General features: G+C 73.1%; 13 protein-coding genes and 1 pseudogene. 11 read left to right on the top strand and 3 right to left on the bottom strand.

What is annotated here, in order from left to right:
- Both HUT19_RS10390 and HUT19_RS10385 read left to right on the top strand, forming a co-directional pair.
- Positions 1 to 321 (top strand): annotated as a pseudogene (locus HUT19_RS10390) (RNA methyltransferase); the annotation flags it as partial.
- Between the two features lie 177 nt (positions 322 to 498).
- Positions 499 to 1,449, top strand: a complete 951-nt coding sequence (locus HUT19_RS10385; RefSeq protein WP_176180186.1) for a CPBP family glutamic-type intramembrane protease — start codon at positions 499 to 501, stop codon at positions 1,447 to 1,449.
- Between the two features lie 12 nt (positions 1,450 to 1,461).
- Here HUT19_RS10385 and HUT19_RS10380 read toward each other — a convergent pair whose 3' ends face one another.
- The gene (locus HUT19_RS10380; RefSeq protein WP_254885519.1) at positions 1,462 to 2,136 is read right to left on the bottom strand and encodes a GntR family transcriptional regulator; all 675 of its coding nucleotides are present in this window, start codon (positions 2,134 to 2,136) and stop codon (positions 1,462 to 1,464) included.
- A 146-nt stretch (positions 2,137 to 2,282) separates the two neighbouring features.
- On the opposite strand from HUT19_RS10380, the gene HUT19_RS10375 reads away from it, so the two are divergent.
- Positions 2,283 to 3,239, top strand: a complete 957-nt coding sequence (locus HUT19_RS10375) for an ornithine cyclodeaminase family protein (protein WP_176180185.1) — start codon at positions 2,283 to 2,285, stop codon at positions 3,237 to 3,239.
- Positions 3,240 to 3,246: 7 nt separating this feature from the next.
- Here the strand turns inward: HUT19_RS10375 and HUT19_RS10370 are convergent, their stop codons facing one another.
- Positions 3,247 to 3,771, bottom strand: a complete 525-nt coding sequence (locus tag HUT19_RS10370; protein WP_176180184.1) for a hypothetical protein — start codon at positions 3,769 to 3,771, stop codon at positions 3,247 to 3,249.
- Positions 3,764 to 4,312, bottom strand: coding sequence for a DUF402 domain-containing protein (locus HUT19_RS10365; protein ID WP_176180183.1), 549 nt, complete (start codon positions 4,310 to 4,312; stop codon positions 3,764 to 3,766). The genes HUT19_RS10370 and HUT19_RS10365 overlap by 8 nt, the downstream gene beginning before the upstream one ends.
- A gap of 211 nt (positions 4,313 to 4,523) precedes the next feature.
- Here HUT19_RS10365 and HUT19_RS10360 point away from each other — a divergent pair, with 211 nt between their 5' ends.
- The 8 genes from HUT19_RS10360 to HUT19_RS10325 all read left to right on the top strand — a co-directional run bounded on the left by HUT19_RS10360 (position 4,524) and on the right by HUT19_RS10325 (position 14,149).
- The gene (locus tag HUT19_RS10360) at positions 4,524 to 5,678 is read left to right on the top strand and encodes an ATP-binding protein (RefSeq protein WP_176180182.1); all 1,155 of its coding nucleotides are present in this window, start codon (positions 4,524 to 4,526) and stop codon (positions 5,676 to 5,678) included.
- The gene (locus HUT19_RS10355) at positions 5,662 to 6,120 is read left to right on the top strand and encodes a nucleotide pyrophosphohydrolase (protein ID WP_368661684.1); all 459 of its coding nucleotides are present in this window, start codon (positions 5,662 to 5,664) and stop codon (positions 6,118 to 6,120) included. The genes HUT19_RS10360 and HUT19_RS10355 overlap by 17 nt, the downstream gene beginning before the upstream one ends.
- 132 nt (positions 6,121 to 6,252) lie before the next feature.
- Positions 6,253 to 6,738, top strand: a complete 486-nt coding sequence (locus HUT19_RS10350) for a DUF6099 family protein (protein WP_176180181.1) — start codon at positions 6,253 to 6,255, stop codon at positions 6,736 to 6,738.
- An 18-nt stretch (positions 6,739 to 6,756) separates the two neighbouring features.
- Positions 6,757 to 7,680 carry an LLM class F420-dependent oxidoreductase gene (locus HUT19_RS10345; RefSeq protein ID WP_176180180.1) on the top strand — a complete coding sequence of 308 codons (924 nt, stop codon included), beginning with the start codon at positions 6,757 to 6,759 and terminating at the stop codon, positions 7,678 to 7,680.
- A gap of 43 nt (positions 7,681 to 7,723) precedes the next feature.
- Positions 7,724 to 8,686 (top strand): homocysteine S-methyltransferase, encoded by a 963-nt coding sequence (gene mmuM / locus HUT19_RS10340; protein WP_176180179.1) that lies wholly within the window; start codon positions 7,724 to 7,726, stop codon positions 8,684 to 8,686.
- Between the two features lie 125 nt (positions 8,687 to 8,811).
- Positions 8,812 to 10,398 carry a 3' terminal RNA ribose 2'-O-methyltransferase Hen1 gene (locus HUT19_RS10335; RefSeq protein WP_176180178.1) on the top strand — a complete coding sequence of 529 codons (1,587 nt, stop codon included), beginning with the start codon at positions 8,812 to 8,814 and terminating at the stop codon, positions 10,396 to 10,398.
- Positions 10,395 to 13,013, top strand: a complete 2,619-nt coding sequence (locus tag HUT19_RS10330) for a polynucleotide kinase-phosphatase (RefSeq protein WP_176180177.1) — start codon at positions 10,395 to 10,397, stop codon at positions 13,011 to 13,013. Before HUT19_RS10335 ends, HUT19_RS10330 begins: the two co-directional genes overlap by 4 nt.
- Before the next feature lie 416 nt (positions 13,014 to 13,429).
- Entirely contained in the window at positions 13,430 to 14,149 is a 720-nt protein-coding gene (locus HUT19_RS10325; protein ID WP_176180176.1) for a Crp/Fnr family transcriptional regulator, read from the top strand.
- The last annotated feature ends 18 nt before the right edge of the window (positions 14,150 to 14,167 follow it).

Here is a 14,167-nt window from a genome sequence, read left to right as displayed (position 1 = left end):
GTCGAGACGGTGGAGGCGATTGCCGCCACCGGCTCCTCGGACCGTCAGGTCGTGCTCACTCCGAGCCCCGGTGGCAGGCTGCCGATCGTCGAGCCGGACCGGCCGGTCTTGGTCATGCGGGCCGCCGAGTCGCGCGGCCGGGACCGGGTCAGGCTGGTGCACCGGGTCCACGGCTGCCCCTTCGTCCGTGAGTGCGCCGCGGGCCGCACCTGGCGGGTCGGGGAGAGCGGCGCGGTGCTCGGTATCGAGTCCTCCAAGCGCGCGGTCGAGGACGCCCGCCACAACCTCCAGGACTTCGACCGGGTCCGCATCGAGCACGGCTGGAGCCGCAGCGCGAGAACGGCTGACCCGGCGGCCCGCCGTGGTGGGCCGAAGGATGTAGCGCGCTTTCCCCCTTGGGCAGGAGATCGCGCCCCCGACTGCCGGTGAGGATGGGGGCGTAGGCGCGGCGCCCGGTGCCGGGCGCCGCGTTCGGCTCGATCTCGGGGGAGTGGACAGATGGCGGAATTCCTGCGGGGGATGCCCGGCGTCGCATGGGCCGGGGCGCTGGGCCGGGCGCTGACCGGCGGGCTCATCATGGCGACGGCGCTGGGCGCCGGTACCGGGCTGGGCCCGGCCGTCGCCGACGCCGTGGGAGCGTCGGGGCTCGCGGCGCGTCTGATACCGGCCGCGCTCGTCACGGCCACCGCCCTTCCGCTGGTGGCCGTGGCGCACCGGGGCCGGTCACCGCGGCGGCTCGGGTTCGGCGGGCCGTGGGCGAGCGTGGGCGCTTTCCTGGCCGGGGTGGGCGTGACGGCTGCAGCGGCGACGCTCGTCCTGGGCGCGGCGACGGCCGGGGGCCTGCTGCACTGGTCGGATCCGGATCCCGGTGCGCTGGCCGGGTTCCTCGTCTCGAACGCGGTGGTCGCCTTGCTGCTGGAGGCCCTGCCGGAGGAGACGACCCTGCGCGGCTACACCTGGACCTCGCTGCGCGGGCGGTTCGGCGGTACGGTCACCGCGCTGGCCACCACGGCGGTGTTCCTGCTGGTCCCGGGGGCGTCGACGGTCGTGGCCGCCGGGGCGGCACGGTTGGCCGGGGAGGACGCGGGGCCGATCGGCATCGCGCCCGACGGGCAGAACCCGGTGGACTACCTGATCCTGATCGTGGTGTTCGGGCTGACCCTGGTCGCGGCGCGGACGGCCCTGGCCCGGGCTCCGCTGTGGACCTCCATCGGCGTCCATCTGACCTTTCTGACCGTCAACCGGATCGCCCTGGAGGGCGACAGGCGCCACGCGGGCTGGTACGTCGAGCACGGCGCGGGGGACGCGGGCCTGCTGGTGCCGGTGTATCTACTGCTCGTCGCGACCGGGTTCGCGCTGTGGGGACGGGGGTTGCGGCGGCGCCGCCGGGAGGGGACGGCGTACGCGACGGCCTTGCGTGGCTCGCGGGAGGCCGGCGCGATGCGCTGACGGGCCGGGGGGTCAGCCGGAGTCGGGTGCCTCCGGGCGCGCCCAGTCGGCGCGGACATGGTGCAGATGCTCACGGAGCAGGCCTTCCAGCCGGCCGGTGTCCCGCTCGGCGACGGCCGCCAGGATGGCGCGGTGCTCACCGGCGGCGCCGCCGAGCGACCCGCGTGCGGCGAGCGCCTCCAGGCCGTACAACCGGGTCCGGTCGCGCAGCGCGGCGACCGTGTCGACAAGGCGACCGTTGCCGCCGAGCGCCAGCAGTTCGAGATGGAAGCGCCGGTCGGCGTCGAGGAGACGGGGGACGTCGCGCGCCTCGGCGGCGGCCTCGATGTCCTCCGCGATCGCCTCCAGACGGCGCAGATCCTCCGGTCCGGCGAGGGCGGCCGCCTTCAGGGTGCCGGGGATCTCCAGGAACAGCCGTATCTCGTGGATCTCGTCGAGGTCGTGCTCGCTCATCGGGACGACGCGGTAGCCGCGGTTGCGGACGGGCTCCATCAGGCCCTGGTTGACCAGGGTCAGCATGGCCTCGCGCACCGGGCTGCTGGAGACGCCGAGCCGGGTCGCCAGGGCCGCCGCCGAGTAGATGTCACCCGGGCGGATCTCACCGGAGACCAGGGCCTGCCGGACCATCGCGAGGATCTGGTCGCGCAGGCTGGTGCGGTGCAGCGGTGCGGATTCCGGCTCGGTCACCTCTGCCCCTCCCATGGCTGTCATCTGCCCGTGCGCCCTCGGCCCTTGACGTCGGGGCGAGAGGGTTGCATCGTACCCGGAACGGTAGCCGGTAACCGGTTACTCAACCGTAACAGGATCTCCCTCGCTCACGCCCCAAGGACGCCATGCTGCACTTCACCCCCGAGAACACCGTCCGGGCGCTGCCGTTCGACGCGCTGATCCCCGCGCTGCGCCGGGGTTTCGCCCGCGGCGCGCACACCCCGCCCCGGCACCACCACACCCTCGACGAGGCGAGCAACGCCACCCTGCTCCTCATGCCGTCCTGGACCCGAGGGACCTGGGACGAGGGCGACTTCGTGGGCGTCAAGCTGGTCAACGTCTTCCCCGGCAACGCCGACCAGGGGCGCCCGGCGCTGTCCTCCGCCTACCTCCTCGCCGACGCCGCCACCGGTGAGCACCTCGCGCTGATCGACGGCAACGAGCTGACCCGGCGCCGTACGGTGGCCACCTCCGCGCTCGCCGCCTCCTTTCTCGCCCGCCCGGACAGCACGACCCATCTGGTCATCGGCGCGGGCCATGTCGGCAGCCTCGCGGCGGCCGCGTACCGCAGTGTGCTCGGCATCCGCACCGTGCTCGTCCACGACCGCACTCCCGCACGCGCCGAGCGGCTGGCCGAGGGTCTGCGCGCGGAGGGGATGGACGCACGGGTGGCCCCGGACCGGGCCGAGGCCGTGGCCTCGGCCGATGTCATCACCTGCGCGACGCTCGCCACCGAACCGGTGGTGCGCGGCGAGTGGCTGCGGCCCGGCACTCACCTCGATCTGATCGGCAGCTTCCAGCCCACCATGCGGGAGGCGGACGACACCTGCGTTCGGCGCGGCTCGGTCTACATCGACACCCCCGTCGCCCTGGAGGAGTCCGGCGATCTGACCCAGCCGATCGCCTCCGGTGCCCTCGACCGGGACGGTGTGGTGGGCACACTGCCGCAGCTGTGCCGCGGGGAGGTGCCAGGCCGCCGCGACAGCGAGCAGATCACCGTGTTCAAGACCGTCGGCAGCGGACTCGCCGACCTCGCGGCGGCGGCACTGGTCTACCGCGGGGCAGGGGCGCCGGCCGCGTGAGGCGCCGCTACACCTCGTGCAGCGCGGTCCGCGCGGCGTCGACGAACGCCGTGAGGGTCTCCCAGAACGGCCGGTAGGCGTCGTCGAAGCGGCCCGCCGCCTCCGCGTCACCGGAGCGCATCGCGCCCAGGGCCCGGTGGAAGGGACCGGTCGCCTTCTGCAACGCGTTCGCCGCGGTGGCCGCCGCGGGCGGACCTTCCAGCTCCACCACACGGACGCAGCGGCGCATCTTGCCGTACTCGTCGCGTTCGCGCTCGGCCAGTTCGTCGAGGACCTCGGGGCGGCGCCGGGCCTCGCCGGTCCGGTCGGCCGCGGACACCTCCCAGTACAACTCACAGATGCCGTGGGCCTGTTCGATGAGATCGAGATAGGCCGTGCGCCTGCTGTCCCGCAGCCGCTCCGCCCGCTGGGCGATGGCCGCGGTGTCCGCCTGTATCCGGGCCGCCCTGGTGTTGCCGCGGCTGGTGACCCAACTGGCCACGACCGCGGTGCCACCGGTGAGGGCGGCGATCCAGAAGGTGTTGTCAGCCACGGCCGTCCCGCGCCGCGCCCCCGCTGAGCAGGGCGTCGAACCCGCCCTCGCGGGCGAGCCGTTCGAGGTCGTCCAGGGCGGCGCGGGCCCGTTCGGCGGCGGCCGGGTCACGCTCGGCGAGCCCGCTCTCCAGGAACTCGTCCTCGTCCAGCCGCAGGACGGCCGTCCGGTCCGCCGAGACCCACAGGTCCAGGTCGAGGTCGGTGACGACGAGGGTGTCCGGCTCGACGACGGTGGGCCGGGTGATGTCGCAGTACCAGCCCTTGAGCGCGCCGGAGGCCGACCGGACCTCCTTGACCGCGTACCAGCGGTCGCGCCAGTAGTGCTCGGTGAAGACGTCGCCGTGCTCGAAGCGGACGAAGCCGAAGTCGCGGACCGCCGCACCGGCCCAGGGGGCGCGCACGGTCAGCCGCTTTCCGTCGTCGGTGACCACGGTCGCGGGGTAACGGACGTCGGGGCGGGGTTGTTTGACGAGCCTGACCGTGATCTCGCGGTCCGGTGCCAGGGTGCCGGGTGTCGCCGTGGTGTCCGCGCCGCTCATGGTGTGCTCGCTCTCCCCGTGTCGCTGTTGCTGTTGCTGTTGCTGTTGCTGTTCCCGAGCCTTCCGTACGTGTGGTCACACCGGCCACTCCATTTTCTTCGGCCCTCTGCGTGCTCAGAGTCATCTTTGGTAACCGCCCTTATCCCCCGATGGTAGGAAGATACGGAAGGCGTAACGGTTCGCCGGTATATTCCAGGGATATGTTCCAGGCATGAGCGCATCGGGGCTGCTGCCCAGGACCGAACTGCGGCCCATCGTCTCCGAGTTGAGACTTTCGGCCTTCAAAAGGCACCGCCGTGCCGCCTTCTCGCTGGGCCCGCTGACCCTGATCTCCGGTCCGAGCGGCAGCGGCAAGTCCGGTGTGCTGGAGGCGTACGCGGCGCTCGCGCGGCTCGCGGGCGGTGCCCGGCTCCCGGAGGTGTTCCGCGATCCGGCGGCGTACATCCCGCGCTGGGCACGGCCGGACCGGCAGGGGCGGCGGGGCTTCCGGATCGGCTGCACGGTGGACGGTCCGGTCGGGCCGGTGCGGCTGGACGTGGCCGTGCAGGCCGAGCCCGAGCTGCGGATCGTGGGCGAGCGGCTGACCGGCGCGGGGGAGACCCTGCTGGAGACGGCGCTGCGCGACCCCGGGCGGCGCTGTGTCCAGGCGGCCTGGCACACCGCCGGGGCGGTCGCGGTCACCCGCGCTCCGCTGCCCGACGACCGGCTGGCCACCTCACTGCTGCCGCTGCGGGTGGCGGGCACCACGGAGGGGCAGCGGCTGGCGCTGTCCGCCGCCGAGCAGGTTGTCATCGCGCTGCGCTCGGTCTTCCCCTGCGATCCGCGGCCGGAGCGGATGCGGGCACCGGCGCCGCCGCGCGACGGCCGGTTACGCGGCGGCTGCGAGAACCTGGCGGCGGTGCTGCGACGGACCAGCCGGGAGTGCGGCAGCCGCCACGCGGCGCTGGTCGCGGCGGTCCGGGCGGGGTGCGCGGGGCCGGTCGAGGGCCTGGTGACGGAGGGGCGCGCGGACGGGGTGGTGCGCGCCCTGCTGGAACAGGGGCCGCTGGGGGCCATGCCGGTGGAGCGGCTGGGGGACGGTGAGCTGCGCTACATCGCGCTCGCGCTGGTGCTGCTGACCGGGCCGGGGGTGCTGGCGGTGGACCCGGCGGCCGATGTGCTGCCCGCGCGTCAGGTGCTGACGGTGCTGGCCGACGGGTTCGACCGGTGTCTGGACCGGCGGCAGGCCCGGGAACTGCTGGGGGTGGCGGCCCGGATGTGCGCACGGGGGCACATCCGGCTCGTGGGGACGGTGGGGGACGTGACGGGGGCGATGGGGGGCGCCCCCGTCACGGTGGTAGACCTGGGGCGTGAGCGAGTCCCCTGAGCACGACGTTCCTGAGAACGAGTTCCCTGAGCACGCGTCCCCCACGAGCGAGGCGGTCGAGGGCGGGTCGTCCGAGTCCGGGCGGCGGTCCGACGGCCTCGATGTGGCGGGGCTGCAGCGCAGGCTGGCCACCTTCGCGGCGGTGCGCGACTGGCAGCGATACCACACCCCCAAGAACCTCGCGGCGGCGCTGAGCGTCGAGGCCTCGGAGCTGGTGGAGATCTTCCAGTGGCTGACGCCGGAGCAGTCGGCGCGGGTGATGGAGGACGCGGGGCAGGCGGCCCGGGTGGAGGACGAGGTCGCCGATGTACTCGCCTATCTGCTCCAGTTCTGCGAAGTGTTGGGGATCGACGCGCTCGCCGCGCTCTCCGCGAAGATCGACCGCAATGAGGGACGGTTCCCGGCGGCGGCCCCCACGGACTCTGATCATCACTCTCGGTAGTGATTGAGTTATCCACAACGCAACTGTTGTCAACAGATTCCTGAATTCCCCTAGCTTTTCGGCCTGTTAGTCATCACTCTGGGTAGTGGAGGAGTGACGGGTGCGGGAAATCCGTTGAGAGGGGAACGGGGCATGGACGCGATGCGGCTGATCGGTGTCACGCGGCACGCCCTGGCAAAGGCCGGGAGCGTGCACGACATCGTGGCCGAAGCCTGGCAGGTCCAGGCACTGGCAGAGGCGGTAGGCGGATATTTCGTGGTCAGCGGCCCGGCGGCGGCGCGGGCCGAGGCGCGAGGGCTGTGTGAGGCGGGTGGCAGGGCGCGGGGTGCCCTCTTCCACCCCGCATTGCACCACCCCGCGCTGCACAGCGGCGGTTTACGGGCCGCGCAGCTGTCGGAGGTGCGAGATCCCAAAGAGGTGCTGCTCGCGCTGGGGGATCTGCTCGCGGAGGCGGGGTTCGCCCTGGTCGGGGTGGCCTCCAACACCGAGGAGGAGGCGCTGTACTGGCAGTGCGTGGAAGCGATCGACGCGGCTGACGAGGCGAGAGACCGGGTGCACGGCATGCTCAGGCACCTCACGGTGCGCGAATGGAGTGGAGAGTGGGGTGGCGCGGCATGACGAGGCAGGATGGAGTGCATGGATCTTCGCATCTTCACCGAGCCCCAGCAGGGGGCGAGCTACGACACCCTGCTGACCGTCGCCAAGGCCACCGAAGCCCTGGGCTTCGACGCCTTCTTCCGCTCGGACCACTATCTCCACATGGGCGGTGTCGAGGGGCTGCCGGGCCCGTCCGACGCGTGGATCACCCTGGCCGGGCTGGCCCGCGAGACCCGGCGGATCCGGCTGGGCACCCTGATGACCGCCGCCACCTTCCGGTTGCCGGGCGTGCTCGCGATCCAGGTGGCGCAGGTCGACCAGATGTCCGGCGGACGGGTCGAGCTGGGGCTGGGCGCGGGCTGGTTCGAGGAGGAGCACCGGGCCTACGGGATCCCGTTCCCGAAGGAGAAGTTCGCCCGGCTGGAAGAGCAGCTGGAGATCGTCACCGGTCTGTGGGAGACACCGGTCGGCGAGACCTACAGCTACGACGGGACCCACTACCAGCTGGTCGACTCGCCCGCGCTGCCCAAGCCCGCCCAGTCCAGGCTGCCGGTGCTGGTCGGCGGTCATGGGGCGACCCGCACCCCGCGGCTGGCCGCGCGGTTCGCGGCTGAGTTCAACATGCCCTTCGCCTCGGTCGAGGACAGTGTGCGGCAGTTCGGGCGGGTGCGGGAGGCGGCCGAGGCCGCCGGGCGCAAGGGGGACGACCTGGTGTACTCCAACGCGCTGGTGGCCTGCGTAGGCAAGGACAACACCGAGGTCGCACGGCGGGCCGGGGCGATCGGCAGGGAGGTCGAGGAGCTGAAGGAGAACGGTCTGGCGGGCTCCCCGGCCGAGGTTGTGGACAAGATCGGTCGCTATACGGAGGCCGGAGCGTCCCGGATCTACCTCCAGATCCTGGACCTCGACGACCTCGACCACCTGGAGCTGATCTCCTCCCAGGTCCAGGCCCAGCTGGGCTGACCGGCCGACCGGCCGACCGGCCGAACCACCAGGAGCACCTGTGATGTCCGCTCGTTCGACGTCCTTCACCGCCGCACTGGTGGAAGGCCCACCGCTCGTCCTCGACGGTGGGCTGTCCAACCAGTTGGAGGCGCAGGGCAACGATCTGGCCGACGACCTCTGGTCGGCCCGGCTGCTCGCCGACGACCCGGGACAGATCGAGGCCGCGCACACGGCGTATGCGCGGGCGGGCGCACAGGTGCTGATCACCAGCAGCTATCAGGCGACCTATGAGGGGTTCGCCCGCCGGGGGGTGGGCCGGGAGGAGGCGACGGAGCTGCTGCGGCGCAGTGTGCGGCTGGCCCGGAGCGCCGCCGAGGAGGCGGGCGGTGGGGAGGCGGGCGGCGGGGAGCCGGGTCCGGCCGGGGCCCCCGGGGCCGGTCCGGGATGGGTGGCCGCCTCCGTCGGTCCGTACGGCGCGATGCTGGCGGACGGCAGCGAGTACCGCGGGCGCTATGGGCTGAGCGCGGAGGAGTTGGAGCGGTTCCACCGGCCGCGGATCGAGGCCCTGGCCGGTGCCGGACCGGATGTGCTGGCGCTGGAGACCGTGCCGGACATCGACGAGGCGGTGGCGCTGCTGCGGGCCGCCGAGGGGTGCGGGGTGCCGGTCTGGCTGTCGTACACCGTCGCGGGGGAGGCCACCCGGGCCGGGCAGCCCCTGAGCGAGGCGTTCGCCCTGGCCGCCGGGAACGACCAGGTGATCGCCGTCGGGGTCAACTGCTGTGCGCCGGACGACGCCGACCGGGCCGTGGAGATCGCGGCCGACACCACCGGAAAGCCGGTGGTGGTCTATCCGAACAGCGGAGAGGAGTGGGATGCCGGAGCACGTGGCTGGCGGGGGCGGCCGACGTTCGGCGCGCCCCGGGTGCGGGCATGGCGGGACGCCGGGGCGCGGCTCATCGGAGGTTGCTGCCGGGTGGGACCGGACCGGATCGCCGAACTGAGCGCCGTGCTGCGCACATCGTGACGGCCGTGCTGGGCGAGCGGTGACCGCCGTACCCGGCACGTGGTGATCGTCGTTCCGGGCGAGTGGTGACCGCCGTGCTGAGAAAGTATTAGGAGCCCGGCCGGCGCGCGACGATACTCGGACGGGTGTTCTTGACGATAACAACCACCGGCACCGATGAGCGCCCCGCGACCGATCTCGGGTTCCTGCTGCACAAGCACCCCGACAAGGCGCAGCGGTTCTCCACCTCCCACGGCACCGCCCATGTCCTCTACCCCGAGGCGACCGCCCAGCGCTGCACCACGGCGCTGATGCTGGAGGTGGACCCCGTGGCGCTGGTGCGGCGGGGCCGCGGCAAGGGCCGGGGCGGCGCGCCCGACTCCGCGCTGGCCCAGTACGTCAACGACCGTCCGTACGCCGCCTCCTCGCTGCTGGCCGTGGCGTTGAGCACTGTCTTCTCCAGCGCGCTGCGGGGGCAGTGCAAGGCGCGGCCCGAGCTGCCGGAGCGGCCGCTGCCGCTGCGGATCGAGGTGCCCGCGCTGCCCGCCCGCGGTGGGGCCGAGTTGGTCGAGCGGCTCTTCACACCGCTCGGGTGGGCGGTGACGGCCGAACCGGTGGCGCTGGACGAGGAGTTCCCGGAGTGGGGGGACTCCCGGTATGTCCGGCTGGTGCTGGAGGGCGAACTGCGGCTGGCCGACGCACTGCGTCATCTGTATGTGCTGCTGCCGGTGCTGGACGACGCCAAGCACTACTGGGTCGCCCCGGACGAGGTGGACAAGCTGCTGCGGTCCGGCGAGGGCTGGCTGGAGGGCCACCCCGAGCAGCGGCTGATCACCAGCCGCTATCTGGCCCGCCGCTGGTCGCTGACGCGCAGCGCGCTGGAGCGGCTGGAGCTGGCCCGGCTCGCCGAGGCGGACGACACCGAGGTGGAGGAGATCGACAACGCGGTCGCCGAGACCACGGCCGAGTCCACGGAAGAGGACGAAGGGACACAGAAGACCGAGGGAGGTGCGAGCGGGGAGGAGACGGCGGACACCGGGAAGCCGGTGCCGCTGGCGGTACGGCGGCGCGAGGCGATCCTCGACGCCCTGCGCGGGACCGAGTCCGCCCGGGTGCTCGATCTCGGCTGCGGCCAGGGCCAGTTGCTGGCCGCCCTGCTGAAGGACGCGAGGTTCACCGAGATCGTGGGTGTCGATGTCTCGATGCGCGCGCTGAACGAGACGGCGCGGCGGCTGCGGCTGGACCGGATGTCCGAGCGGCAGTCGGCCCGGCTGAAGCTGATGCAGGGGTCTCTCGCGTACACCGACAGCAGGCTGCGCGGCTACGACGCGGCGGTGCTCTGCGAAGTGATCGAGCATGTGGATCCGCCGCGGCTGCCCGCCCTGGAGTACGCCGTGTTCGGCGCCGCGCGGCCCCGGGCCGTCGTGGTGACCACGCCCAACGTCGAGTACAACGTGCGCTGGGAGACCCTGCCCGCCGGGAAGACGCGCCACCCCGATCACCGCTTCGAGTGGACCCGGGAGGAGTTCCGGGGCTGGGCCGGGGAGGTCGCCGAACGACACGGCTACACCGTGGAGTTCCGTCCCGTCGGCCCCGACGACCCCGAGGTGGGGCCGCCCACCCAGCTCGCCCTGTTCCGTCTCGGCGCCGACGGCACCGGCCGTGCCGACAGCACCACCGTCGACGCCACCGACACCACCAGCACCACGACCGCGAAGGAGGCGGCCGCATGACCGACGCCGATGTCACCACCGTCAAGCGCAGCCTCAGCGTGCCCGACCTGTCCCTCGTGGTCCTCGTCGGCACCACCGGCTCCGGCAAGTCCACCTTCGCCCGGCGCCACTTCCTGCCCACCCAGGTGGTCTCCTCCGACGTCTGCCGCGGCCTGGTCGCCGACGACGAGAACGACCAGAGCGCCACCCCCGACGCCTTCGACCTCCTCCACTACATCGCGGGCAAGCGGCTCGCGGCCGGGCGGTTGACCGTCGTGGACGCCACCAACGTCCAGTCCGAGGCCCGGCGCAGCCTGATCAAGCTCGCGCGCGAGCACGACGTCCTCCCCGTCGCCATCGTCCTCGACATCCCCGAGGGCGAATGCGCCCGGCGTAACGCGGCGCGGCCCGACCGCGCCGACATGCCCACCCATGTCATTCCGCGCCAGCGGCGTGAGCTGCGCCGCTCCCTGAAGTCCCTGGAACGCGAGGGTTTCCGCAAGGTGCACGTCCTGCGCGGCGCCGAGGAGGTCGAGGCCGCGGAGATCACCACCGAGCGCCGCTACAACGATCTGCGCCACCTCACCGGTCCCTTCGACATCATCGGCGACATCCACGGCTGCCGTTCCGAGCTGGAGACCCTGCTCGGCAGGCTGGGCTACGCCCTGCGCCGCGACGAGCGCGGCCGACCGGTCGGCGCCACCCACTCCGAGGGCCGTACCGCGGTCTTCGTCGGCGACCTCGTCGACCGCGGGCCCGACAGCCCGGGTGTGCTGCGGCTGGTGATGGGGATGGTGGCCTCCGGAGCGGCGCTGTGCGTGCCCGGCAACCACGAGAACAAGCTCGGCCGTTACCTCAAGGGCCGCAAGGTCCAGGTCACCCACGGCCTCGCCGAGACCGTGGAGCAGCTGGAGCGGGAGCACACCGAGGACCCGGAGTTCGGCGACCGCGTCCGTGTCTTCATCGAGTCGCTGATCAGCCACTACGTACTGGACGGCGGAGCGCTGGTGGTGTGCCACGCCGGGCTGCCCGAGAAGTACCACGGCCGCACCTCGGGCCGGGTCCGCTCGCACGCGCTGTACGGGGACACCACCGGTGAGACCGACGAGTTCGGCCTGCCCGTGCGCTATCCGTGGGCCCAGGACTACCGGGGCCGCGCCGCCGTCGTCTACGGTCACACCCCCTCCCCCGTGGCCTCCTGGCTGAACAACACCATCTGCCTGGACACCGGCTGTGTCTTCGGCGGCCGGATGACCGCGCTGCGGTGGCCGGAGCGGGAGCTGGTGGACGTCCCCGCCGAGCGGATCTGGTACGAGCCGGTCAAACCGCTGGCCAACGAGGCTCCGGGCGGCGCCGAGGGCCGTCCGCTGGACCTGGGCGATGTGCAGGGCCGCCGGGTGGTGGAGACCCGGCACATGGGCCGGATCGCGGTCAAGGAGGAGAACGCGGCGGCGGCGCTGGAGGTCATGAGCCGCTTCGCGGTCGACCCGCGGCTGCTCGGCTATCTCCCGCCCACCATGGCGCCGTGCGCCACCTCCACCGAGGACGGCTATCTCGAGCACCCGGCCGAGGCGTTCGCCGCCTACCACGCCGACGGGGTGCGCGAGGTGATCTGCGAGGAGAAGCACATGGGCTCCCGCGCGGTGGCCCTGGTCTGCCGTGACGAGGAGGTCGCGCGGAAGCGCTTCGACGTGCCGGACGGGGTGTCGGGCATGGTGTACACCCGCACCGGACGGCCGTTCTTCGACGACCCGGCGCTGACCGAGACCGTGCTGCGCAGAGTGGGCCGGGCCGTGGAGGGCGCCGGGCTCTGGGAGGAGCTGGACACCGACTGGCTGCTGCTGGACGCCGAGTTGATGCCGTGGTCGCTGAAGGCGGCGGGGCTGTTGCGCAGCCAGTACGCGGCGGTCGGCGCCGCCTCGCGCGCGGTCCTCCCCGGTGTGCTCACCGCGCTGGAGGGCGCGGCGGCGCGCGGGGTGGAGGTGTCCGGGCTCCTCGACAAGCACCGGGGGCGGGCCGAGGACGCGGCGGCGTTCACCGACGCCTACCGGCGCTACTGCTGGTCCGTCGACGGGCTGGAGGGTGTCCGGATGGCGCCGTTCCAGATCCTTGCCGTCCAGGGCCGCAGCCTCGCCGCGCTCGCGCACGACCGGCAACTCGCGCTGATCGACCGGATGGTCGAGGCCGATGAGCCGGGCGACGGCGCTCCGGAGCGGGGGAAGCGGCTGCTGGCCCCCACCCGCCGGCTGGTCGTCGACACCGAGGACGACGCGTCCCGCGCCGCCGGTGTCCAGTGGTGGCTGGACCTGACGGCGGCGGGCGGCGAGGGCATGGTCGTCAAGCCGCTCCAGGGCTTTGTGCGCAAGGGCGACGGCCGACTGGTCCAGCCGGGCGTCAAATGCCGTGGCCGCGAGTATCTGCGCATCATCTACGGTCCGGAGTACACCCGCCCGGAGAACCTGGAGCGGCTGCGGGTGCGCCACCTCGGCCACAAGCGTTCCCTCGCGCTGCGGGAGTACGCGCTCGGCCTCGAGGCGCTGGACCGGCTGGCCGACGACGAGCCGCTGTGGCGCGTCCACGAGGCGGTCTTCGCGGTGCTCGCCCTGGAGTCCGAGCCGGTGGACCCCCGTCTCTGAGCGCTCCGCGGGAACGGGGGAAGTGCCGCGAGGCGCGGTCGTTCGGCCGCGGCTGCGTCGTGGCCGGTCGCGTCCACGCGGCGGAGCCGCACATCGCCACGGGCCCGCGCCCCTGCGGGGCGCAACCGAACCGCGCCGGACTTCAGCGAGGGGCTGTTCAGGCGGGTCCGCAAGGCCTCAAGGCGCCGCCGTCCCCGCGCCCAGCCCGGGGCCGCCGGAGTTCGCCCCCGCCGCGGACTCCGGCGGCACCGGTGGCCTGGCAGTCCCGCCGGGCCTCCGGGCGCGGGCCCGAGACCATTGACGTGACCGTGCCAGCTGCCTAGCGTGCTGCTCAATCCCGTCGTTTCCCAACCATCGGTGCCAACCCATCGGTTCTCCGCGATCGTGACGACCAACGAGCAGAGCGGGGAGGGCGGATGAGTCTCTTCGAGGACGGACGGCCGTTCCTCCACGCGCTTCCCGCCGACGACCGGCGTGCGCTGCTCGCCCTCGGCAGCCCCCGGGCCTACGCCCCCTCCCAGGTCGTGCTGCGGGAACACGACCGCACGACCTTCGTCGTCGCCATCACCTCCGGCTGGGCCACCGTCTCGGTGGAGACCGAGCGCGGTGTCCGGCTGATCCTGGCCCTGCGCGGGGCGGGCGAAGTCGTCGGCGACCAGGCCGCGGTGGACCACGGCTCGCGCAGTGCCACCGTCACCGCGCTCGGCAGGATGGAGGCGGTCGTGGTCTCCGGCGACCGGTTCCGCGCCTATCTGGCCGCCCGTCCGGTCGCCACCATGCTGATCATGCGTCAGTTCAGCTCCCGGCTGCGCAGCTCCGACGGCGAACGGCGCTCACTGGCCTCCGAGAAGGTGCTCCAGCGGCTCGCCGCCCGACTGGTCGAACTCGCCGAGCGCACCGGCCACCCCGGCCCCGGCGGTGCCATCACCGTCGATCTCCCGCTGCCCCAGCACGACATCGCCGCCGCCGTGGGCTCGACCCGGGAGGCGGTCGCCAAGGCGCTGCGTCTGCTGCGCGACCAGGGCGTGGTGCGGACAGCCTCGCGCCGCTTCGAGGTGATGGACCTCGGGCTGCTGCGGCTGCTGGCCGAGGGGCGCGCGACGGGCGAGCAGATCCCGGCGCGCCCCCGCGACTGAGCGCGGGCGCGTACGCCC

Source organism: Streptomyces sp. NA02950, from assembly GCF_013364155.1.
In the GTDB taxonomy this organism is placed as follows: domain Bacteria; phylum Actinomycetota; class Actinomycetes; order Streptomycetales; family Streptomycetaceae; genus Streptomyces.
This window is presented reverse-complemented; position numbering and strand designations above follow the sequence as displayed.